The organism is Methylobacterium sp. Leaf85 (assembly GCF_001422125.1).
Taxonomy (GTDB): Bacteria; Pseudomonadota; Alphaproteobacteria; order Rhizobiales; family Beijerinckiaceae; genus Methylobacterium; species Methylobacterium bullatum.
The window spans coordinates 33,128-54,034 of the sequence record NZ_LMME01000013.1; the positions used below are offsets into that span (position 1 = coordinate 33,128).

The following is a 20,907-nucleotide window of genomic DNA, read 5'->3' on the forward strand; positions in this document are numbered from 1 at the left end:
GCCATGGCCGATGAGCGCCACCACGAGATCATCGTCATCAAGCGCCACGGCGACCACGAGGAAGGGCACCATGGCGGCGCCTGGAAGATCGCGCTCGCCGACTTCATGACCGCGATGATGGCGCTGTTTCTGGTGCTGTGGCTCATCGGTTCCACCACCAAGGAAACGAAGACCGCCATCGCCGAATACTTCAATCCCGTGAAGCTCGCCGAGACCACCTTCGACCGCAAGGGGCTGCGCGACCCGCAGAACAAGCCTGGCGAGGCGTCCTCCAAGGAAGCCCTTCCGGAGGAGAGCGAGGGGAAGGGAGAAGGGAAAGGGGAAGGCAAGGGCGCCGCGATCGGAAGCCGGGCCCGCGAGGCCGCCCTGTTCCAGGACCCCTACGCGGTACTCGCCCGCCTCGCGGCCGAGCCCGAGCCCGGCCCCGAGGTCGCCTCGGCCGATGCCGTTGCATCCGAGTCGGGCGAGCCGGGCATCAGGGGCGGCGAAACCGCGCGCGATCCGTTCGATCCGCTCTACTGGCAGGTCTCGGCTCTGGCCAAGGCCCGCACCGACAAGGCCGGCGCCACCGGCACCGTGGCCCTTCCTTCCAGCGAGAGCCGACCTGATGCCCGCGCTGCGACACCCGCCGCGAGGGAGGTCGTCAAGGTCGCCTCGGCCGGCGACGGGGAGGGGATTCTGCTCCCCACTCCGCCGGTCACCCCACCTGCCGCGTCCCTCGCCCCCGCATCCGCAGAGCCCGCCGTTCCCCCGCTCAAGAGCTCCCCGCCCGCGCCGGCGAAGGAGGCCAAGGCCGGCAAGGTCGGCATCGACGCGAAGGGCGGCGCCGAGGCCAAGGAGATCCAGGCCGCCAAGCAGGCCGCCGACGAAGCCGAGACCGCAGTCGCAGCAGAGATCAAGGCCGAGATCGCCCGGGTCCTGCCCGGTCAGAACAGCGCGGCCGCCCCCCATGCCGAGGTGCGCCGCACCGGCGAGGGTATCCTCATCAGCCTGACCGACGAAGTCAATTTCAGCATGTTCGGGGTTGGCTCGGCCGAGCCGCAGGCCAAGGTCGTGCGTGCCCTGGAGCAGGTTGCCCGTATCCTGAAGGACCGCCCCGGCCGGATCGTGGTGCGCGGCCATACCGACGGGCGCCCGTTCCGCTCGGAGACCTACGACAACTGGCGACTGTCCTCCGCGCGCGCGCAGATGGCCTCCTACATGCTCGTGCGCGGTGGCTTCCCCGACGCTCGCATCGAGCGCATCGAAGGGTATGCCGACCGCCAACCGCGCAACGGGCTGGACCCGAAGGCCGCCGAGAACCGCCGCATCGAGATTCTCCTGCGCGGACGGCCCGAGTGATGCACCCCTTCGTGCGATGCGGGATCGCGGCGGCGTGCCTCGCGGCCTTGCCCCTCGGGGACATGTCCGCACGGGCCGCGGAGTCCCATGGCGGCGGCCACGGCGCGGAGCCCGCCGCTCCCATCGAGCCGTTGCCGGTGGCGGCCTACCCGCTGCCCGTGGAACTCGTGCGCACCCTCCAACTGATGCAGGATCAGATCGCGCTGGGATCGGCCCAGGCGCATAACGGCCAGCGCGTCCTGATCTCGGTGGCCGAAACCCGGATGCTGGACCTCCCACCCGAGACCTGGAACGATCCGGCGTGCCTGCGCGCGGCCGTGACCTTCGCGCTCATCGGCGGCGGGCCGACCCTGCTGCGCCATCTCATCGCCGCCGGGAAACTGTCCGAGAGCGAGACCCCTCTCGTTTTCGGAGCGCTGGCCTATCTCGAGGGCCGGGAGAAGGAGGCGCGCAGCCTTCTCGCCAAGATCGATCCGAACTCGGTGCCCGTCGGCCTCGGGGCGCAGCTCGCCCTCAGCCTGTCGGCCCTCGTCGTGCGCGACGATCCCGCCCAGTCGATCCGCCTCCTCGATCTCGCTCGCCTTCTCGCACCCGGCACCCTTGTCGAGGAAGGCGCCCTGCGCCGGGAGATCTTCGTGGTGGCCCAGGCCGGCGACCTGCCTCGCTTCGAAGCCCTGGCGATCCAGTACCTGCGCCGGTTCCGGCATTCCGTCTATGCGGGCAACTTTCGCCAGCGGTTCGCCGCCGCGCTCACCCGCCTCGACTTCAAGGGCGATCAAGCGCGCTTCGCCCGGCTACAGGCGATGCTCGATGAGATCGAGCCCGAGGGGCGACGCGAAATCTACCTGCTCGTCGCGCGCGTCGCCCTCGACCAGGGCAAGGTCGGCACGGCGGTGTTCGCCGCCGAACGCACCCTCACCCTCGCCGAACCTCAGACCCCCGACGCGGTCCGCGCCCGCCTGTACCGGGCCGCGGCCCTGATCGCCACGGAGGGTCAGTTCGAGCCCAGCCTCGAAGCCCTTCGGACGACCGAGCGTCGCCTCCTCGATCCCGCCGATCTGGATCTTCTGGACGCCGCTCTCTCCACGGCCCGCGAGATCCGTGAGGCCCCTCAGGGCGCGGTCGATCCAGCCGGCGCGGCGCCCTCGACCGGCGGGCGCGTACTGCCCACGGTCCCGGCCATCGAGCGCGCGCGGGGCGCCCTCGGGCAGATCGACGACATCATGCGCAGGAGCGAACGTTGAACACTCTCGGAACGACGGTCGCCACGCCGCGGAGTCAGGCCGAGTTGCTCGGGCTCCGCTCCAGCGCCGATTCAGCCGAGATGAACGAGGGCGCGCCGGACCTGTTCGGCGCCGTCCTCGGCGCCCTCACCGAGCCGGCTTTCCCCGAGGACGCCGTTTCATCGGGGGGAGGACGCTCCATGAGCGACCCGGCGACGGAGGCGTCCATGCCGGGCCAGGCCGCCGACCCGCTCGCCCTGCTCATCGCCGTGGCCGGGGCGGCGTCGCAACGGGCGGGGAGCGGCCAGGCGACGGCGCGAGACCCCATCCTCGCCCTGGTGGCCCGTGCGCTGCCCGGCGCGGAAGCCGAGTCGCCGGCCGGACCGGCGCGATCGGCATCCGGTATCGCCCGACCGAGCGACACGTCGCCGGACGTATCCGCAGCAACCGATTCATCGGCTTCGGATGACCATGTCGCCACGGCCCGACCGTCTCGAACCGACCTGCTCGATCCGGCGCCGGCCGCGCCGGCCCCAGGTCTTCCCGCACCGCAAGCGCCCCCCTCGGCGATCCCCACGCCGCCCCTTGGTGCCGACGGATCGCTTTCGCCGGGTGACACGACGGCGGGGCTGCCGGAGGAGCTTCCCGTCCCCCGACCGGCAGCCGAGGCGGCTCTGCCGGCGCGCATCATCGAGACCGTGTCGGAGCCGCGCCCGCGCATCGTCGTCCTTGCACAGGAGACCCACTTCGCGCCCATCGCTCCTCGGCTATCGCGCCGTGCCGCCGGCGGTACCGATACGGCCCCGGTCATCCCTCCGGTGCCGGGAAGTACGGTTCCGCCATCGGCGCCTCCAGCCCGCCCGGCAGTGGCCGAGCCTGTAGCAGCAACGCCCGCCGCCACCGGTGAGCCTGGCCTCGATGCGATCCCGGCGGCCCGACCGGCGGTCGCAGCGCCCGCTCCGCCAGACCCGTCCACCGTATCCTCGAGCGTGCCGAGACCCAGCCCCCTCGCCAAGCCGGTTGTGGCGGAGGTGACACCTGCCCTGAATGCGATGTCGTCGCCATCGACGGCCCACGAGTCGAACGGGCCGGCCGCCCCCCAGGTGCGGGAGGTCGCAGCAGCGACGGCAGCACCGGCAGCCGATGCAGCGGAGCACCCAGCCGCGCAGACGGCGCGTCCCATCGGGCCCGAAGCCTCGACCGTGCCTCGGCCGGCCCCCGGCTCACGCGACGCTTCGCAGACGGGTGCAGTTTCGACCCCGTTCCGCCAATCCGCCGTGCCGCCCGCCGCAGCTTTGTCCGGCCCGATCAGCCCGATGATCCCGGACGGGAGTGAGGCTGACATCGCGCCTCCGGCCCAGGGCGACCGAAGCGCTCCGTATCCCCACGTGCGGGAGATCGCGGCGGCGACGGCACAACCGGAAACCGATGCAGCGGAGCATCCAGTCGCGCAGACGGTGCGTCCGATCGGGCCCGAATCCTCGACCTTGCCTCGGCCGGCCCCCGGCTCACGCGACGCTTCGCAGACGGGAGCAGTTTCGACCCCGTTCCGCCAATCCGCCGTGCCGCCCGCCGCAGCTGTGTCCGGCCCGTTCGGCCCGATGATCCCGGGCGAAAGTGGCTTCACCACCGTGCCGCTTGCCTTGCCGTCCGACGCCGCCGCCATGCCAGTTCCGATCGCGGACAAGGGAGAGGCCGACATCGCGTCTCCGGCCCAGAGCGACCGAAGCGCCCCGTATCCCCATTCCCTAGCGCCAGTGGCGGAACGTGCGGCCACGCCGCAGCCCGCTCCCGCCAGCTCTTCGACCGATGCAGGATTCGGGCTTTTGCCGGAAAGCCGCCCCTGGCGCACCGATCCGGGTCTGGCCTCGCCGACATCGGCCGCGTCCGATCCCGCTTCTGGCCCGTCCCCGGTTCAGCCCGCCTTATCCGGGGCGGCTCCGGGCGAGGCCGCCCCCTCTGCCTCCAGGTCATTCACCGATCGGCCGCCCATGGTCCCGTCACCGGGGCGGGAGGTTACGAACCCACCCCCCTCCGGCGCGGCACCGAACCGAATCACGGGGCAGGATGAGCTTCATGCGGTTTCCCGCGCTCGCGGTTCGGATACGCTGCGGCCGGTCCGGCCAATGGAAGCGGCTGCACCCGCCAGCGTCCCCGAGGAATCCTCGACCGAGACCGCAGCGCGTCCGGTCGGTGCATCCATTCCGCCGGTGCGGCCCGGAACACCGGCCATGCCTCCAGCCCCCCATGCCGGCACGCCCAGCCCGGATCTCGCGGTCGTCATCGACGCGCCGGCTCCCACCCTTCCGACCGTCTCGTCCATGCCCCGTCAAGCCGCGCCGGCCGTCGCCGCGCCTGTCGAGGCTCCCGTGACCGGAGCGGAGCTGCCGTTGGCGGCTCATCCGGGTCCGTTGACGAACAGGGGGGATGGACCGTCGGAGCCGGCATCAGCTTCTCCCGCCCGGTCAGTCGTATCATCCGTCGCCCCGCCCCTGCCTTCGGAAGAGGCCCCTTCGATCGCGCCGCTCGAGGCGGAAGGGAACGCGCGTGCCGATCGTCCCGCGCTGCCCGAGGCTCGCCAGACACCGTCGGATCCTGTCCCCGTGCCTCGGATCGATACGCCGGTCGAGGAGGCGTCTCCCCCAGGTCCGTCCGCTCTGGCGCTCGTGCCGCGTGAGAACACCCTGGCCGGCGCAGCGAGGCCGGCGGACACGCTCGCCGAGCGCACGGAAGCCCCGGCAGTGGCCCTGACGCCCGCGCACGCGGAAGCGGATCACCCCGATTCGAAGAGAGATGCGCCGCAGAAGGCGGTGGTCGAGGCTGGGCGGGTTGAGCCGGCGCGGATAGAGCCGCTCGTATTGCCGGCACAGCCCGGGGCGCCGGTCGCTGGGCCGGCCCGTCAGATCGCCGAGGCGGTGACGGCGGCCTTGCCTCCCCCGCCCGCGACCCAGCGACCAAACCGGCCAGAGGCCGAGGGTCCCTTGCGGATTCTCACCCTCCAGCTTCGGCCCATGGACCTCGGCACGGTCCTCGTTCGGATGCGCCTGCGCGACGGTCAGCTCGAGCTGCATCTCCAGGCAAGCCGTGAAGAGACCGCCGCACTCCTGCGCCGGGATGGCGAATTGCTCACCGGTCTCCTGCGGGGCGCGGGCTATCAGGCGGACGGCGCGACCATCGGTCAGGGAGGGCAGGAGCCCTTCGGCCCGACCGGGACGGGATCGGGCTTACCCTCCGGCGATGGCCAATCGCCCCCCCAGGGCCGCCCCCCGTCGAGCGAGCCGGAACGCCGCCCGGCTTCCGCCCGCGCGGCCGAATCCCAGGATAAGAGAGAGTGGACGAATGAAACGAATCCTGCCGATCCTGGCCGCCATGACGTTTACCTGTAGCGCCATGCCGGCCTCCGCCAACAGCGTAGCGCCGCCGTCGCGTGGTGCCCCGCCACCGGTCGCCGCCAATGTCTGCGAGCGCGAGATGGCGGGGGCCTCGGCCAAACACGGCGTCCCCCTGGGCGTTCTCTACGCCGTGGGCCTCACCGAGAGCGGCAAGCGTGGCTCACTGCAGCCCTATGCCATGAACATCCAGGGCCGGGCCTATTTCGGAAACGGGGCGGCGGACGTGATGGCCCAGCTGGCACAGGCAAAGGCCGCCGGGATCAAACTCGTGGATCTCGGCTGCATGCAGATCAATCACCATTACCATCGCGAGAAGTTCGCGACCCTGGAGGCCATGATCGATCCGCGCCAGAACGTCGAGTATGCGACCGTGTTCCTCAAGCAGCTCAAGGCGCGAGAGGGGAGTTGGACCCTAGCGGTGGCGCGCTATCACGCGGGGCCCAACAACAACCCGGCCCAGAAACAGTATGTCTGCCGCGTGATCACCAACATGGTCGCCACTGGCTTCGGCAACTGGACGCCGGGAGCGCGCAGCTTCTGCCAGTGAGAGCGAGGCCCGCCTGGGACCGGCCGTTCCGGTTCGCGGCCCGACGTGTCAGCCGACGAACGTGTAGCCCATGAAGCGCTTCGCCTCGATGGGATCGTGCCCGAGGCGGGTCGCGAGCTTCTTGCGCAACTTGCTCACATGTCCCTCGATCACGCTCTCCTCGACACCGTTGCTGTAGACGCCGTAGACGATGCCGTAGATCTGCGACTTCGTCATGCGACGACCGCGGTTGCGTACGAGGCATTCGAGGATGTGGCGTTCGCGCCGGGGCAGGGGAAGCACCTCGCCGTCCACCTCCGGATCACGCCCATCGAAATGCACCTTGAGCCGCTCGGTTTCCGGGTTCGGATCGCGGGTCAGCGTCCCCGTCGCGTTGACGCGGCGCCAGATCGCCTCGGAGCGGGCCAGGATCTCGCGGATATGAACGGGTTTCGGGACCACGTCGTCGATCCCAGCCTCGAAAAGCTGCAAGGTCTGGTCCAGGGAGCGCACGTCGCTGAGGGCGAGGATCGGCGCACGAGACAATTTCCGGATAAAGGCCGCACATTTCGCGCGTCCTTCGAAGTCTCCCAGAAGGAACCCCTGGATCGCCTCGCGGTCGCTATGGGAAGACGACTTGAACCAATGGGTGAATTCCTCCGGGTCTAGTCCAAGGGACGAGATGCCTTCGCGCTCGAAGCCCGCTTTGTATCCGGAGTTCACCGATGGCCGATCGTCGACCAAGACATACATGAAAACTCTCCGAACCCGGTCGGGTCGCTATTGTTGCTTATGCAGTCGTACGGACGCAGGTGCGTCCGACAATCGGACGTCCAGGCGGATCTCCACCATTCCCCCTTGGGAGGAGACTTGAACAAGGCGACTCGCGACGCGATTCGTTGTTAACTATCCATCCATGTCGTGCCGCCCGGGGACCGTCAAGGACTGGGATACCACAGGCGCGCGATCACGCGGCCGGAGTGACACGCGCTCGGACGTTTCCGGGATGAGCAGGTAGGGGAGGGCGCGAAGAGGCCGGCGGGGAAGGGCACAGGCGCAGGAACCGCCCCGAACCGGGCGGCGCGTGGCCGTGCGGCTCAGGCCCGGGCGTGGCGGATGAGACGGGCGTCGTCGAGGGCGCGTTCGAAACCTCGGAGGCAGAAGTCTCGGGTCTGGTCGGCTAGGATCCGCTGTATTGCGACGCCGACATAGACGCCGTCGAGGATGAGCTTGAAAAACACCGTCACCGCCTCGGTGACGAACTCCATGTCGAGGCCCACGGTCAGCGAACGGCCCCAGTCGAAGCGCACGTCGGCGCCGTCCGCGTAGGCGAGGGTAGACTCCTTGAAGAACGGTTCGGCCGACGAGGAGACGAGATCGGCGATGTTGCCGTGGCGTCCCGCCTGGACCCATCCGATGAGAATGCCCCCGTCGAGCAGGCACATTTCGGCGATGAAATCCCGGATCGCCGACGCGAAGACGCGCTCGGCATCCGCAAGGTCGATGCCGGTCACGGACTCGATGAACTGGGGAGCCCGCATCGTCAGCGCGCCCTCGAGAACAGGAAGAAGAGGATTTGAGCCACGGCGCTGTAGAACTCCGACGGAATCATCTGATCCACCTCGACACTATCGTACAGGGACCTTGCCAGAGGCTTGTCTTCGATGACCGCAATGCCGTTGGCTTCGGCGATTTCTCGAATGCGTAAGGCGACGAGATCCTTGCCCTTGGCCACCACGAGGGGCGCAGGCTGCTCGTCACGGGCGTAGCGTAGCGCAATGGCGTAGTGGGTCGGGTTGGCGATGACGACGGTGGCTTGGGTCACGTTGGCGAGCATGCGCCTACGCGAGCGGTCCTGCGCCAGGGAGCGCAGGCGGCCCTTCACGAGGGGATCCCCCTCGGATTGCTTGTGCTCGTCCTTCTGATCCTGTTTCGACATGCGCAGCGAACGCTGCCAGCGCAAGCGCGACCACACGAGGTCGGCCGCCACGATCACGATGGTCGCCACGCTCACCACGGAGACGAGCCGGATCGCGACGGTGAGAATCAGGTCGGGGATCTGGCTCGGGTCGGAGAACATGGCATTCACGGTTCTGTTGCCCTCCGAGCGCAGGAGCAGCATCGAGACGAGACTTATGCTCAAGAATTTAAGGAGCGATTTCAGGAACTCGACCTGACCGGCTTTTCCGAAGATCCGCCCCCAGCCCGCCGCTGGCGACACGCGCGACCATTGCGGCCGGATCCGCTCGCCGACCATGCTCGGCACGTTCTGGATCAGGGAAGAAACGAGGCCGCACACGGCGAAGATCGCCAGGATCGGGACGAGGAAGCGGGCCATGGCCATGGCCGCCCCCTCCAGGATGCGGGCCGCGTCCTGGCTGTTCTCCAGAGAGAAGTCCCGCGGATGGTCGAAGAACGGGAGGAGCGTCTGCACCAGCGGGCCGGTCTGGTCACGGACCACGAAACTGAGGGCGATGAGCAGACCGAGGATCGAGGCGAAGACCGTGGCCTCGCGCGAGAACGGCACGTTGCCCTTGTCGACGGCCTCCCGGATCTTGCGCTCCGAGGCGGCCTCGGTCTTGCTCTCCTGATCGTCGTCGGCCATGGCGGCGCCTGAGCGTCCCGATCCGCCTCAGCGGACGAGAGCCTCGGTCTCCTCTCCGGCATTGATTTCGATATCGCCCCGCCCCGCCATCTCCATGGCAAGATCGGTGATGCTGCGCCGGGCCTCCGCCACGTCCTTCTGCGCCACCGGCTCACCGCCGTTGAGCTCGTGTTCCACCATGCGGCGCACGCGTGCCGAGAGGGCACTGAGAATGACCGCGCGGAACTCCGCATCGGTGCCCTTGAGAGCCATGACGAGGCGGTCGTTGGGCACGGCGTCGAACAGGGTCGTGCGCGCGCGGGGGGCCAGTTTGACGATGTCGTCGAACGTGAAGAGCAGGCCCTTGAGGATCTCGACGGATTTGGGCCGCGACTCGGCGAGGCTCGACAGCACGTCGTCGATCTGGGTCCGCTCCATCTTGTTGATGATGTCGGCCATCTTGGCGTGGGTGTCGGCGCCCGAATTGCGGGCGCCGTTCACGAGGAGATCGTCGTGCAGGGTGCGCTCCACGATCTGGATGACCTCGTCCACCACCGGCTTGAAGCTGAGCATCCGCCGCATCAGCGTATTGCGCAGGGGCTGGGGCAGGTGGGCCATCACCTTGGCGGCCGAGGCCGGCTTGATGCGCGAGAGAATGAGGGCGGCCGTCTGCGGATGCTCCTTGACGAGGTAGCTCGCCAGAACGCTTTCGGAGACCCCCGACATCCGCTCCCAGACCGAGCGCGTGGCGTCGCCGCGGACGTCGGCGAGGATCTCGGCGACCTGATCGGCCGGCAGCAGACCGGTGAGCAGCTTCTCCACCTCCTGTGCCGTTCCGACGAGGCTGCCCTCGGCGGAGAATTCGATCGAGAACGACTCGACGATGTGATCGAGCTGGCTGGCACTGACGGCACCGAGCTGCGTCGCCGAGCGGGTGATGCGCCGGATCTCATCGGAATCAAAATATTTCAACAGCCGGCCCGCCGCGGGCTTTCCCATGGCGAGCAGCAGGGCGGCGACCTCGTCCACCGGGCTGAGGTGTCGGGGGAGTCCGGGGGCCGTTCCGGCGATCGGCACACTCGCCACGTTCGCGCCCTCAGCCGTTCTGACCGGAATCGGCAGGACCGACGATCTCGGTCAGCGAGACGCCGAAGCGGGAATTGTCCTCCTCCACCACCACGATCTCGCCGCGCGCGACCACACGCCCGTTCACCGTGATGTCCACGGGCTCGCCGACACGGTGATCGAGGGCAACGATGGCGCCGCGCCCGAGCTTCATCAAATCGGCCACCGGCATGGTGGCCGAGCCGAGCACGACCTGGATGAGCACGGGGATGCGCAGGATCGAATCGAGGTTGCGGCCGTCGCCGATGCGGGCCTCCGCGCCCGCCTCGGCCGGGGCGGCGACACTGGGAAACACCGGACTCACGCCGGCCTGAGCCGACTGGGAATCGTCGAAGGGGTTGTTGTTCATCGTTGGCCCGTGGGGTGAGTCCGTCGACCGTCGTGGGTTTTCGCGTCGAGGGAAAGGCCGTGCCCGGCCGTTGCCCCGGAATTGTGGAGGCTTGCGCCCTGAAGGCAACAACCGGCGCCGGGACGGATCGTGGCGTGCATCAGTCCCGTGCCAGGCCGCGGTCCCGCAGGAGCGCCTGGCGGCTCGCCTCGAGGTCGGTGAGGATGCGGCGTGCCTCGTCGATTCGCGCGCCCAACGCTTCGAGGATCTCGCGTCCCTCGGTGCTGAAGCTGCGCAGGGCCTCGCCGGCTTCACTCAGGGCATGGCCCGATTCGACGAGGATGCGACCATACTCGGCCTGGGTCCGGTCGAGGCGCTTCAGTTTGAGGTACATCGGGACCACGCAGGCGCTCGTCGCGACAAGGGCGACGAGGAGGATGGTGTCAACCAGCGGCGTCATCGTCGGTACCTCCCTTGTCCTGCGCGATCACCTCGTCGACGCGCAGCATGTAGGATCCCTGCGCCTGGCCCATGTGGCACCAGAACAGGGGCCTGTCGTTGCCTTCGAGCTTGACCCGCGTCGCAGGCGTCGCGTCGAGTTCGAGAACCTGCCCGATCTTCAGATCGGCGATCTCGCCGAGCGTCAGGGTGCGTTCCTCCAGGACGGCGCGCAGGGTGACACGCGCCTTCTGGACCTCGGCCGAGATCTGTTGCGTCCATTTCGGGTCGCGGCCCGCGCTGTCGCCGGTGAGAACCCGGGAGAGGGCCGGGCGCATCGGGTTGATCACCGACTGGGGCAAGATGAGGAACATCTCGCCCCCGCGGTTGAGCGCCTGGAGCCCGAACTTGGCCTCCACCGCCTTGTTGCTACGCCCGCCGATCACGGCGAATTCCATGCGGGTCTCGGTGCGTTCGAGCTTGAAAGGCGTCGTCGAGACCAGGGAGAACGAGGATTCGAGCGCCTTGCCGACCTGCTCGAAGATCGTGTGGGCGAGCTTGAGCTCGAGGGCCGAGAAGGCGCGCTCCTCCTCCACCGGCGGCTCGCCGCCATCCGAGCCGAACAGTGCCTCCACCATGGTGTAGAGGAAGTCCCGGTCGAGGCCGACCAGGATGTGACTGTCCCATTCGGGAGCATGGAAGATGCCGGCGACGGCGTTGTTGTCGTAAGCATCGAGCATCTCGCCGAATCGACCACTCCGGACACCGCTGAACGAGAAGAAGGCCGGTGAGGCCAAGAGGTGCTTGAGGTTGTCCGAGCAGCCGGAGGTGAGCCGGTCGAACACCACGTGCAGCATCGGCAGGCGGTCGAGGGACAGGCCGCCGGCCTCGATCAGGCGGGCGCGGATATCGGTCGGGTTCCCGGAGGGCACGTCCATGCTCAGGCCGCCTCCCTCTGCGCGCCGCCCGCGACGGTCGCGTTCTCGACCTCGTCGATGGTGGGCCGATCGCCCAGCGAGATACCCTTGCGGCCATGCTCGACTGCGATCTGCGGCACCGCGCCACTCATATGGGCGAGCAGGCTCTGCTTGGCGATCACGTAGACGTGGGCCTGCTTCTCGCGGATGATCTTGATCTTGGTGGCGAAGGGGGAGAGCACCCCATAGGACATGAACACGCCGAAAAACGTGCCCACCAGGGCCGCGCCGATGAGGCCGCCGAGGATTTGGGGAGACTGATCGAGGGCGCCCATCGCTTTCACGATGCCCAACACGGCGGCGACGATGCCGAGGGCGGGCATGGCCTCGGCCACCATGGTGACGGCGCCGTAGGGCTTGAGCCGATCCTTGCGGTAGCCTGAGATTTCCTCATCCATCAACGCCTCGATCTCATGGGCCCGGGCGTTGCCGATGAGGATGAGGCGGGCATAATCGCAGATGAACAGCACGAGGTCGGCATTCTTCGCGACGGTCGGATAGGCCTTGAACAGCTCGGAGTTCGCCGGATCGTCGAGATGCGGCTCGACCTCGTTGCGAGGCTTGGTCTTCAGCTCGCGGATGAGGGCGTGGAGAAGGCCGAGCAGTTCGAGATAATCCTTCCGCTTGGGCACCTTGCCGGTGAAGGCGTCCACGGCCGCCTTGCCGGTATCGACCACCGTCTTCATCGGATTGGCCATGACGAAGGCGCCGGCGCCCATCCCGCCGATGATGACGAATTCCCACGGTTGCCAGAGCACGACGAGGTGCCCGCCCATGGCGACGAACCCGCCGAGCATGCAGCCGATTCCGATGACGAGGCCGATGAGGATGCCCAAGGCTTGCCGACTCCGCACGGAGGTTGACGATCTGGTTCGGTGCGGAATTAGGTCGGGTGGCTTGCGCGGGGCTGGGTGACGTCTCCGGGCTCCTCCCAGTCGAGGTCGGTCGGCATCGCTCGACGAACGTCGTGTGGCGTCCACGACCTGATGTCGTGGGCGGCGAACCCCTGGGACGGCGACGGACAGGCCGAGATCATCCTCAGGGGACGGCATGGGGCTCGCGGGCACATGGCATCCACGACGAGGTACCCGGCCCTGATGGCCCCCCGGTCCCATCCCGGCTGTCGAGCGCCAGGCGGGCGTGGAGTTGCGGACAGGTCCGAGAACGGAATCGTCGAGGCGCATGGATTCCGGTTCTCCCGCTCCGGCAGAGTGGGGAGGAGCGAACCTACCGATCAGCGCATGCCCTGGCCCATTTGGCCGCTACGGAGCGCCCAGCAAGGGCAGCCACAGCGCCAAGGCCGAAAGCGTCACCAGAAGCACGGGTGGGGTGATGATCAGCCCTACCTTCATGTACTGCGCCCAAGTGATGTGCTGCCCCCGGCTGGCGAGCACGTGGAGCCAAAGCAAGGTCGCGAGGCTGCCAATCGGTGTAAACTTCGGACCGAGGTCGCACCCGATGACGTTGGCGTAGATCATCGACTGGCGCATCAGCGGCGACAGGTCGGGGGTCTGCTGGATCGAAAGCGCCCCCACGAGCACGCCCGGCATGTTGTTCATGACGGAAGACAGGATGGCGGCGGCGAAGCCCGTCCCGATGGTGGCGACGACCGTTCCCTGGCCCGAGAGCCAGACCACCCCCTGCGCCAGGTAGTCCGTCAGGCCGGCATTCTTCAGGCCGTAGACGACGAGGTACATGCCGAGGCTGAACAGCACGATCTGCCACGGTGCCCCCGCGAGGATCTTGCGGATGGGGATCACGCGGCCTCGGCTGGCGAGAGCCAGAAGGATCAGGGCGCCGGCACAGGTGACCACCGATACCGGTATGCCGAAGGGCGCGGAGACGAAGTAGGCGGCGAGAAGGAGGGTGAGCAGCGGGAAGGCCGCCTTGAACACCGAGGGATCGCGGATGGCACTCTGAGGCGGCTCCAACTGGCCCACCGGGTAGGTCGCCGGCAGGTCGCGGCGGTAGAGCATCCACAGGACCAGCAGGGTCGCGGCGAGCGAGACGAGGTTCACCGGTACCATCACGGCGGCGTAGCGGCTGAAGGTGATGTCGAAGAAGTTCGCCGAGACGATGTTGACGAGGTTCGAGATCACCAGCGGCAGGCTGGTGCTGTCGGCCACGAACCCGCAGGCCACGATGAAGGCGAGGGCCGCCACCGGCTTGAAGTCGAGCCGCAGCAGGATGGCGAGCACGATGGGGGTGAGGAGAAGCGCAGCCCCGTCGTTGGCGAACACCGCCGCGATGGCCGACCCGAGAAGGATGACCAGGGGAAACAGGCGGCGGCCACGACCGCCACCCCACCGGGCGATGTGTAGGGCGGCCCAATGGAAGAACCCGGCCTCGTCGAGGAGAAGCGATATGACGATGAGCGCCACGAACGTGAAGGTGGCGTCCCAGACGATATGCCAGACCACGGGGATGTCGCCAGGATGGATGACCCCGCTGGCGAGGGCCACGGCGGCCCCCGTGAGGGCGCTCCATCCGATCCCGAGGCCCTTGGGTTGCCAGATGACGAAGACGAAGGTGACCACGAAAATGGCGAGCGCGAGCATCGGCAGCGTTTCTCATTCTCGATGGAGCGGGAGGCGGGATCAGACGGTGGCGGCGCGGCGCCCGTGCTCGTCGACGACGCGCTCGCCATCTTCCTTCACGAATTCGCCCTGCTGGACCGGCAACAGGCCGAGTACCGCCTCGGAGGGGCGGCAAAGGGCGACGCCCTTCGGGCTCACCACCAAAGGGCGATTGAGCAGGATCGGGTGCGCCTCGATGGCATCCAGAAGATGGTCGTCCGTGAGGGCCGGGTCGGCGAGGCCGAGTTCCACGAAAGGTGTCCCCTTCTCACGCAGGAAGTCCCGGATCGTTGCGCCGGCCCGCTCGGCGAGCTGACGCACCAGGGTGCGGCTCGGCGGCGTTTTCAGGTACTCGACCACGTGTGGCTCGATGCCGGCATTGCGAATGAGGGCCAGGGTGTTGCGGGACGTTCCGCAATCCGGGTTGTGGTAGATCACGACGTCCATCGAGCGGTCTCCTTGCAGCAGGCGGAGAGGGCTGCGACGGCGGGGGCGCAGACCTCGGGGCGCCCCTGGCAGCAATCGCGCATCAGGAACTGGATCAGTTCCGACAGGTCCGGGTAGGCGGCGCTGTAGATGATCGAGCGTCCCTCACGGCGGGAGGTGACGAGCCCGGCATGGGTGAGCTCCTTCAAGTGGAAGGACAGGTTGGTGCCTGACACACCGACCGCCTCGGCCAGCATGCCGGCTGCCATCCCGTCCGGCCCGGCGGTGACGAGCCGGCGCACGATGCGCAGGCGATGCTCCTGGCCGAGGGCCGCAAAGGCGGCGACGGCTTGCCGTTCGCCCATCATGATGTCAACATCTCAATCATCATTGAAATGTAGAGGATGCCGACGTGGTGGACAAGCCTCAACACCCCTTCGCCGATGGCATGCCGAACCTGAGCGAGGGGCACTTCGAGGTCCCGACGCGCACCGGCCTTCAAGTGCCGACGCCGTTCACCCACGCTCCGCGGTTCCTGATCCTGTACGGATCGCTCCGGGAGCGTTCGTTCAGCCGCTTCCTCGCCTACGAGGCCGCGCGCCTGCTTCAGGCCATGGGCGGCGAAGTGCGGATCTACGATGCGCGCGGCCTGCCGTTGCCCGACGACGCCTCCCCTGACCACCCCAAGGTCTGTGAACTGCGCGCCCTCTCGATCTGGTCGGAGGGACACGTCTGGGTCAGCCCCGAACGACACGGCAACATGACCGGCGTCATCAAGAGCCAGATCGACTGGCTGCCCCTGTCGGAAGGGTCGGTGCGCCCGACGCAGGGCCGGACCCTGGCCGTGATGCAGGTCTCGGGCGGCTCGCAATCGTTCAACGCCGTCAACGCCCTGCGCATCCTCGGGCGCTGGATGCGGATGATCACCATCCCGAACCAGTCCTCGGTGCCCATGGCCTACAAGGAGTTCGATGAGGCCGGCCGGATGAAGCCCGGCCCCCTCTACGACCGGGTGGTCGACGTCTGCGAGGAACTGTTCAAGTTCACCCTCCTGACCCGTGAGCGGGCCGACTACCTCGTCGACAGGTATTCCGAGCGCAAGGAGCGCGAACCCGAACGGCTCGAGGCGGTGGCGGCCGATATCGGGTTCGCAAGGCGATAGGCCGTTCAATTCCGGTATTTGCCGCGACAAGATTGCGCCATCGAAACCTGACATCGAACACTTCGGGGAACACGAGGGTGTCTCCCCCGATGCACCATGACGTATCGTCTGATCCCAGACCTCGATGAGCCCGACTCACCGAAGTCTGCCCGCGCGACTGCGCGGTGGCGGTCGTCCGCCGGACCTGCTTGGCAAGGTGCATGCCCCGCCTCTCATGGTCGAACCGGAAGCCGCCCGACCAATGCAAGACCGGCGGACAGGCGTCACAGTGTCAACAGGGCAAAGGCGATCCGCTCATTCTGGAAACGCCGGCGGAGTTTTGATCTCCGACGCGCGCAATGAAAATCGGAACCATCTTTGCCCCGAATTTGCCGATGCACGCAAAGTCATCCGATCCTACGTCGCCAGGAAGAGACACACTCCAAGCCGACAGGACTACTAAAAGTCGACCCAGATAAGCGACGACTCAGTAGCTTCAATTGCTATGCCGTCTTTTACCGACGTCGCTCTACATCGCGTTAGCATAACCTCCCGGGTCGTCACCATCCCTCATATGAGGGAGAAATCAAAATCAATAAAACAGCCCTCCCTCACTCATACGAGTGATGTGGACCTGGATCCGTTGATATGTTCAGCAGTCGCAATTCCCGCTCATGCGATGCATGCTGGGGTCTTCGATTTGGTCCAGCAAGGGCAATCCTTGCTCGCGGACTCGATGATACTTCAAATTTTCGCGTTTTTCAGCTGACTATTCCCGAGATCGATTGCTCGGGATCCGTCGTCGACCCAATTTTTCTGGAGTGAATCGTCATGGCCTCCGTTGTCTCGATCGTTGCGGCTGAACCCCTTCTCAACGCGACCTCCAACACCACGGAGGTGACCTTCACCTTCTCCGAGGCGGTGACCGGCTTCGACCTCGACGAAGACGTTACCATCTCCGGCGGTGTCGGTTCTCTGAGCAGCCTGGGCACCAGCGACGGTGGTATCACTTGGACGGCCGTCTTCACTCCGAGTCTGGTTTTCGAAGGCTCGACCACGCTGTCCGTCACCGGCCCGTAAGATGCCGGCGGTGTGCCGGGTGAACCTGGCGGCTCGATCCTGCTGACCATCGACCGGACGGCGCCGACGGTGTTGATCGACCTGGACCGCGATGCGTTCAACATCGACAACCAGACCGCGACGGTGACCTTCACCCTGAGCGAGGCCGATCCCTTTTTCGATAAGACCTTTGTGGCGGTCACCGGCGGTACCATCAGCGATCTGACCGCCAATGGCTACGACACGGTGCGGACCAGTGTGGGCTATTCCCTCATGTCAGGCCAGGAGATCGAGGCGCTCCGCGGTTCCGGGACCGTCGGTCTCGTACTGACCGGTAACGAGTTCGACAACAGGATCGTCGGAACGTCCGGCAACGACGTCATCGATGGCAAGGCCGGCGTAGACGCTCTGTTCGGCGGCCTCGGCGACGACGTCTACTATGTCGACAATGTCGGCGATCAGGTGACCGAGGCGGCTCAGGCCGGTAGCGATACGGTCCGTGCGTCCGTCAGCTACACGCTGAAAGCAGGCCAGGAAATCGAGACGCTCGAAGGCTCGGGTTCGACGGGCCTGACTCTGACCGGCAACAACTTCGCCAACACGATCGTCGGAACCGCGGGCAACGACATCCTCGACGGCAAGACAGGAGCGGACACGCTGTCCGGTGGCGCCGGCAGCGATACCTACTACGTCGACAACGCGAACGATCGTGTGATCGAGACGACCGGTACCGACACGGTCTACGCCAGCGTCAGTTACGCGCTGGAGTCGGGCGTCTCGATCGAAACTCTCCGAGCCTTCGGTTCGAAAGCTCTGACGCTCACGGGCAACGAGCTTGCCAATACGATCGTGGGTGGAGCAGCCAAGGACGTGATCGTCGGTGGTCTCGGTCAGGACACCCTGACGGGTGGAGCGGGAAGCGATACGTTCGTCTTCAAGACGGTGAGCGATAGCGGCAACGGTGTCGCGAACCGCGATGCGATCCTGGACTTCAAGGTGGGCGTCGATCACATCGATCTGTCCGGCATTCAAGCCGTGAGTGGAGCCGCGACAGACCAATCGTTCTTGTTCATCGAGGGGGCGTTCACCAAGCACAAGGGAGAGCTCCATGCTGTCACGTCTGGAAGCTCGACGATCATCGAGGGTGACGTCGACGGAAACGGCAAGGCGGACTTCCAGATCGTCCTGAGAGGCACGATCGAAGCCCTGCATGCGACCGACTTCGTGCTCTGAGCGGGTTTCGCGTCCTGAAACCTGCGTGACGTCAAAGTCCTGAGCGAGGTGAAGCGATGGCTTGCCGCCGCGACCCTGCTTAGGATTCGAGGCCGAGTGTCAGTTCAATGTGAGCCCCGTGCGCCAATGATCCGGCGCGCGGGGCTTTCTTGCCTTGGGCATCGTGGCCTTCGGGATCAATGCCTTGGGGATCAATGCCTTGGGGATCGTGCTGTCGGAACACGCCGGCGCTTTCTCATGCCCCCACCGATCGATGCGGATTGCCGGCCGATCCTCACTCCGCCGCGCTGGACTCCGACGATGTCGTACGCCCCGCCAAGCCAGGAGCGTCGGCGGCGTATTGCCCGGCCGCGATCGTGCGTTTGACCGTCGACCGGGCGGCATCGATGGCGATGGCGGCGGCCGACATGGTCCTGGCCTCCGTCGGCCGCTCCAGGGCATGCTTGGCGATCTCGCCGGCGAGGTCGTCGATCTCGCGGGCGAGGTGTTCCAGGCGCGGAGGATCGGCGCTGCTTTGCGCTTCCTGGCGAATCTGCAGGAGGCGGTCGGTGGCCTCCTCGATCCGTTCCCGGCGCAGCCGCGACAGACGCTGGCCGATCCAGGCGACGCCAGACCCGATGCCGCCGCCGAGGAAGGCGACGAGATAGATCCAGGTCTCGTAGCGTTCGATGAAGCCCTGCTGCTCGCGCTCGAAGAAATCGACGGCGCCCGGGTGGATCGGCAACCGCGCGCTCGTCGCGCCGGCCGTGCTGTCGTAGCTCGGCGCCTGCACGTAATCGGCGGCGGCGGTCACGTTGGCCATGCCGCTGCGCAATTCGAACAGATGCTGGGTCACGTCCGCCGCGACGGGACGGGACAGGCTGGCCCGCGCCATCAGGCGGTAGGACGCGCCGACCGTGTGAACGTCCTCGGCCGGGATCTTGGGACTGCCGCCGAAGGTCTCGGCCGGCATGGTGACGGATTGCAGGCGCGGCATCCGGGCGACGATGGCATCCGCGTTCTCCACCGTGACGAAGGCGACCTTTCGGGTCTTGCTGGCCGCCTGGACGATGCCGACGATGCGTTGCGCCGTGGGTGCGGTCGGTGAAATGACCGAGACCACGGCATCGACCCGCTTCCTGGCCAGGGCCATGGGCAGCTCGGCCTCGGACATTTCCACGAGGGCCACGTGGCGCGCTGGCAACGGGCCTTCCGGGTCCTTGTCGAGAAGGGTGAGGCCGTAATGGCCGACCATCGCCTTGATCAGCGCCTGGTCGGCATCGCGATGCGCGAGGATCGCGAGGCGCTTCCGATCGAGGTCGGGAAAGCTCGTCAGCCCAGACGGCTCGGGAGAGGCGATGATCATCGCCTGGTCGCGAAGGATCGCCAGGGTCAGTCCATTGTCGGGCAGGTCGACATCGGGACGGACCACGGCGAGATCGGCGCGGCCTTCCTGGAGCGCGGCGGCACTGTCCCGCACATCGTCGAAGGCGATGACCTTGAGGCGGATCTCCTTGTGCCGCCGGGCCAGGGCATCGGCATAGGCCTGGATCAGCGCCGGCTCGGTCCCGTCCTTCGGGGCTACGGCGATCGTCAGGACGGTCGCCCGCGAGATCCAGTATGCCGTGGCGGCCCCGAGGCCGAGGAACACGGCGAGCAGAAGAAAGACGAACTCGCGGCGGACGAGGAGGCCGGCGAACTTCATGGATCGAACGACCGCTCCCCGCCAAGCCCGACACCGCCCCTATCGGCGGCGACAGGGTGTATCATGCCCCCGCCGCGAGCCGACATGGCGGGCGCCGTCCCCGTCGACAAGGAACGGCTCCACCGCGACGGGGCCGGATGGGCGGTCGTCAGCGGGGCCGACGCGGTGGGGCTGCGGCCCGGCCGCTGAGGCGGCGTCCGACATAGGCGACGATTCTGGGAAGCACGAACAAGGTCAGGAGTTTGCGGATCATCGAAGGTCTCCGGATGACGGGGATCAGCGCTTGGGACGGGCGAGCCAGCCCACCGCGAAGGCCACGGCCGCGAGGCCGAGCAGGGCGGATGCGCGATGGTCGTCGGCATAGCGGACCGCCTGGCGGCCATAGGTCGTGCCGCGCTTGGCTGCATGGCGGGCGAAGCCGCGTCCGTCCTCGATCAGGTTACCGGCGCGGTCCCGGACTTCGCCGACGAGATAGCGGCCATCCTGGGCCAAATCCTCGGCACGGTCGCGGGCACGGCCGTAGGCATATTGCGCGCCGCCGGCCACCTGGTTGACGGCGCCGCGCACCTGACGGGCCGGATCGCCGGTGACACCGCCGAGGGCGGATTGGGCACGTCCCTTCAGGTGCCGGGACGCGCCGCGAAACTGATCGCGATTCATGGAAGTCTCCTACGGGTTGAGGCGAAGGGAGAGCCTGAGCCCTCCCTCGGGGACGGGATCACCGCTTGCCGGTGACCTTGTCGACGACCGAGGCCACACCGTCCTTGGCCTCGCCGACGGTGCGCTGGGCCTCGCCCTTGAGTTCCTGGGCCTTGCCCTCGGCGACGAGCTTGTCGTTGCCGGTGACCTTGCCG

General features: G+C 67.4%; 22 protein-coding genes. 8 read left to right on the forward strand and 14 right to left on the reverse strand.

Going from position 1 to position 20,907, the window contains the following annotated elements; translation table 11 throughout:
• Positions 1–3 precede the first annotated feature (3 nt).
• The 4 genes from ASF08_RS10895 (at position 4) to ASF08_RS10915 (ending at position 6,503) form a co-directional block, all read left to right on the forward strand.
• The gene (locus tag ASF08_RS10895; RefSeq protein WP_056144929.1) at positions 4–1,341 is read left to right on the forward strand and encodes a MotB family protein; all 1,338 of its coding nucleotides are present in this window, start codon (positions 4–6) and stop codon (positions 1,339–1,341) included.
• On the forward strand, positions 1,341–2,585 hold the full coding sequence (locus tag ASF08_RS10900; protein ID WP_082473155.1) for a chemotaxis protein MotC: 1,245 nt from the start codon (positions 1,341–1,343) through the stop codon (positions 2,583–2,585). Before ASF08_RS10895 ends, ASF08_RS10900 begins: the two co-directional genes overlap by 1 nt.
• 2,582 nt (positions 2,586–5,167) lie before the next feature.
• A complete protein-coding gene (gene fliK / locus ASF08_RS25170) occupies positions 5,168–5,950 on the forward strand; it encodes a flagellar hook-length control protein FliK (RefSeq protein WP_056144936.1) in 783 nt (260 codons plus the stop codon).
• The gene (locus tag ASF08_RS10915) at positions 5,934–6,503 is read left to right on the forward strand and encodes a transglycosylase SLT domain-containing protein (protein ID WP_443136813.1); all 570 of its coding nucleotides are present in this window, start codon (positions 5,934–5,936) and stop codon (positions 6,501–6,503) included. The genes fliK and ASF08_RS10915 overlap by 17 nt, the downstream gene beginning before the upstream one ends.
• 48 nt (positions 6,504–6,551) lie before the next feature.
• On the opposite strand, the gene ASF08_RS10920 is transcribed toward ASF08_RS10915, so the two are convergent.
• The 11 genes from ASF08_RS10920 to ASF08_RS10970 all read right to left on the reverse strand — a co-directional run bounded on the left by ASF08_RS10920 (position 6,552) and on the right by ASF08_RS10970 (position 15,304).
• Complete coding sequence (locus ASF08_RS10920; protein WP_056144944.1) at positions 6,552–7,235, reverse strand: response regulator transcription factor; 684 nt, start codon at positions 7,233–7,235, stop codon at positions 6,552–6,554.
• 344 nt (positions 7,236–7,579) lie between these two features.
• Positions 7,580–8,023 (reverse strand): hypothetical protein, encoded by a 444-nt coding sequence (locus tag ASF08_RS10925; RefSeq protein WP_056144946.1) that lies wholly within the window; start codon positions 8,021–8,023, stop codon positions 7,580–7,582.
• A 2-nt stretch (positions 8,024–8,025) separates the two neighbouring features.
• On the reverse strand, positions 8,026–9,087 hold the full coding sequence (gene flhB / locus ASF08_RS10930) for a flagellar biosynthesis protein FlhB (RefSeq protein WP_056144949.1): 1,062 nt from the start codon (positions 9,085–9,087) through the stop codon (positions 8,026–8,028).
• A 27-nt stretch (positions 9,088–9,114) separates the two neighbouring features.
• Positions 9,115–10,152 (reverse strand): flagellar motor switch protein FliG, encoded by a 1,038-nt coding sequence (locus tag ASF08_RS10935; protein WP_056144952.1) that lies wholly within the window; start codon positions 10,150–10,152, stop codon positions 9,115–9,117.
• Between the two features lie 10 nt (positions 10,153–10,162).
• A complete protein-coding gene (gene fliN / locus ASF08_RS10940) occupies positions 10,163–10,540 on the reverse strand; it encodes a flagellar motor switch protein FliN (protein WP_056144956.1) in 378 nt (125 codons plus the stop codon).
• 139 nt (positions 10,541–10,679) lie between these two features.
• Positions 10,680–10,979 carry a hypothetical protein gene (locus tag ASF08_RS10945; RefSeq protein WP_056144958.1) on the reverse strand — a complete coding sequence of 100 codons (300 nt, stop codon included), beginning with the start codon at positions 10,977–10,979 and terminating at the stop codon, positions 10,680–10,682.
• The gene (locus tag ASF08_RS10950; RefSeq protein WP_056144960.1) at positions 10,963–11,895 is read right to left on the reverse strand and encodes a flagellar motor switch protein FliM; all 933 of its coding nucleotides are present in this window, start codon (positions 11,893–11,895) and stop codon (positions 10,963–10,965) included. The genes ASF08_RS10945 and ASF08_RS10950 overlap by 17 nt, the downstream gene beginning before the upstream one ends.
• A 2-nt stretch (positions 11,896–11,897) precedes the next feature.
• On the reverse strand, positions 11,898–12,770 hold the full coding sequence (gene motA, locus ASF08_RS10955; RefSeq protein WP_056144962.1) for a flagellar motor stator protein MotA: 873 nt from the start codon (positions 12,768–12,770) through the stop codon (positions 11,898–11,900).
• 426 nt (positions 12,771–13,196) lie between these two features.
• Positions 13,197–14,492, reverse strand: coding sequence for an arsenic transporter (locus tag ASF08_RS10960; protein WP_056144966.1), 1,296 nt, complete (start codon positions 14,490–14,492; stop codon positions 13,197–13,199).
• Positions 14,493–14,531: 39 nt separating this feature from the next.
• Positions 14,532–14,957, reverse strand: coding sequence for an arsenate reductase (glutaredoxin) (arsC, locus tag ASF08_RS10965; protein WP_056144967.1), 426 nt, complete (start codon positions 14,955–14,957; stop codon positions 14,532–14,534).
• Entirely contained in the window at positions 14,945–15,304 is a 360-nt protein-coding gene (locus tag ASF08_RS10970) for an ArsR/SmtB family transcription factor (RefSeq protein WP_018044266.1), read from the reverse strand. The genes arsC and ASF08_RS10970 overlap by 13 nt, the downstream gene beginning before the upstream one ends.
• A 47-nt stretch (positions 15,305–15,351) precedes the next feature.
• On the opposite strand from ASF08_RS10970, the gene arsH reads away from it, so the two are divergent.
• The 3 genes from arsH to ASF08_RS10985 all read left to right on the forward strand — a co-directional run bounded on the left by arsH (position 15,352) and on the right by ASF08_RS10985 (position 18,369).
• Positions 15,352–16,098, forward strand: a complete 747-nt coding sequence (arsH, locus tag ASF08_RS10975) for an arsenical resistance protein ArsH (RefSeq protein WP_056144992.1) — start codon at positions 15,352–15,354, stop codon at positions 16,096–16,098.
• Positions 16,099–16,908: 810 nt separating this feature from the next.
• A complete protein-coding gene (locus ASF08_RS10980) occupies positions 16,909–17,157 on the forward strand; it encodes an Ig-like domain-containing protein (protein WP_056144970.1) in 249 nt (82 codons plus the stop codon).
• Positions 17,158–17,169: 12 nt separating this feature from the next.
• Positions 17,170–18,369 (forward strand): M10 family metallopeptidase C-terminal domain-containing protein, encoded by a 1,200-nt coding sequence (locus ASF08_RS10985; protein WP_056144973.1) that lies wholly within the window; start codon positions 17,170–17,172, stop codon positions 18,367–18,369.
• A 274-nt stretch (positions 18,370–18,643) separates the two neighbouring features.
• Here ASF08_RS10985 and ASF08_RS10990 read toward each other — a convergent pair whose 3' ends face one another.
• Positions 18,644–20,053, reverse strand: coding sequence for a TAXI family TRAP transporter solute-binding subunit (locus ASF08_RS10990; RefSeq protein ID WP_056144976.1), 1,410 nt, complete (start codon positions 20,051–20,053; stop codon positions 18,644–18,646).
• Between the two features lie 63 nt (positions 20,054–20,116).
• On the opposite strand from ASF08_RS10990, the gene ASF08_RS26005 reads away from it, so the two are divergent.
• Positions 20,117–20,242 (forward strand): hypothetical protein, encoded by a 126-nt coding sequence (locus tag ASF08_RS26005; RefSeq protein WP_274534482.1) that lies wholly within the window; start codon positions 20,117–20,119, stop codon positions 20,240–20,242.
• A gap of 87 nt (positions 20,243–20,329) precedes the next feature.
• Here the strand turns inward: ASF08_RS26005 and ASF08_RS10995 are convergent, their stop codons facing one another.
• Positions 20,330–20,713 carry a CsbD family protein gene (locus tag ASF08_RS10995; RefSeq protein WP_056144977.1) on the reverse strand — a complete coding sequence of 128 codons (384 nt, stop codon included), beginning with the start codon at positions 20,711–20,713 and terminating at the stop codon, positions 20,330–20,332.
• A 58-nt stretch (positions 20,714–20,771) separates the two neighbouring features.
• Positions 20,772–20,907 (reverse strand): CsbD family protein (locus tag ASF08_RS11000; RefSeq protein ID WP_056144980.1); only part of this gene is annotated, 136 nt, incomplete at its 5' end.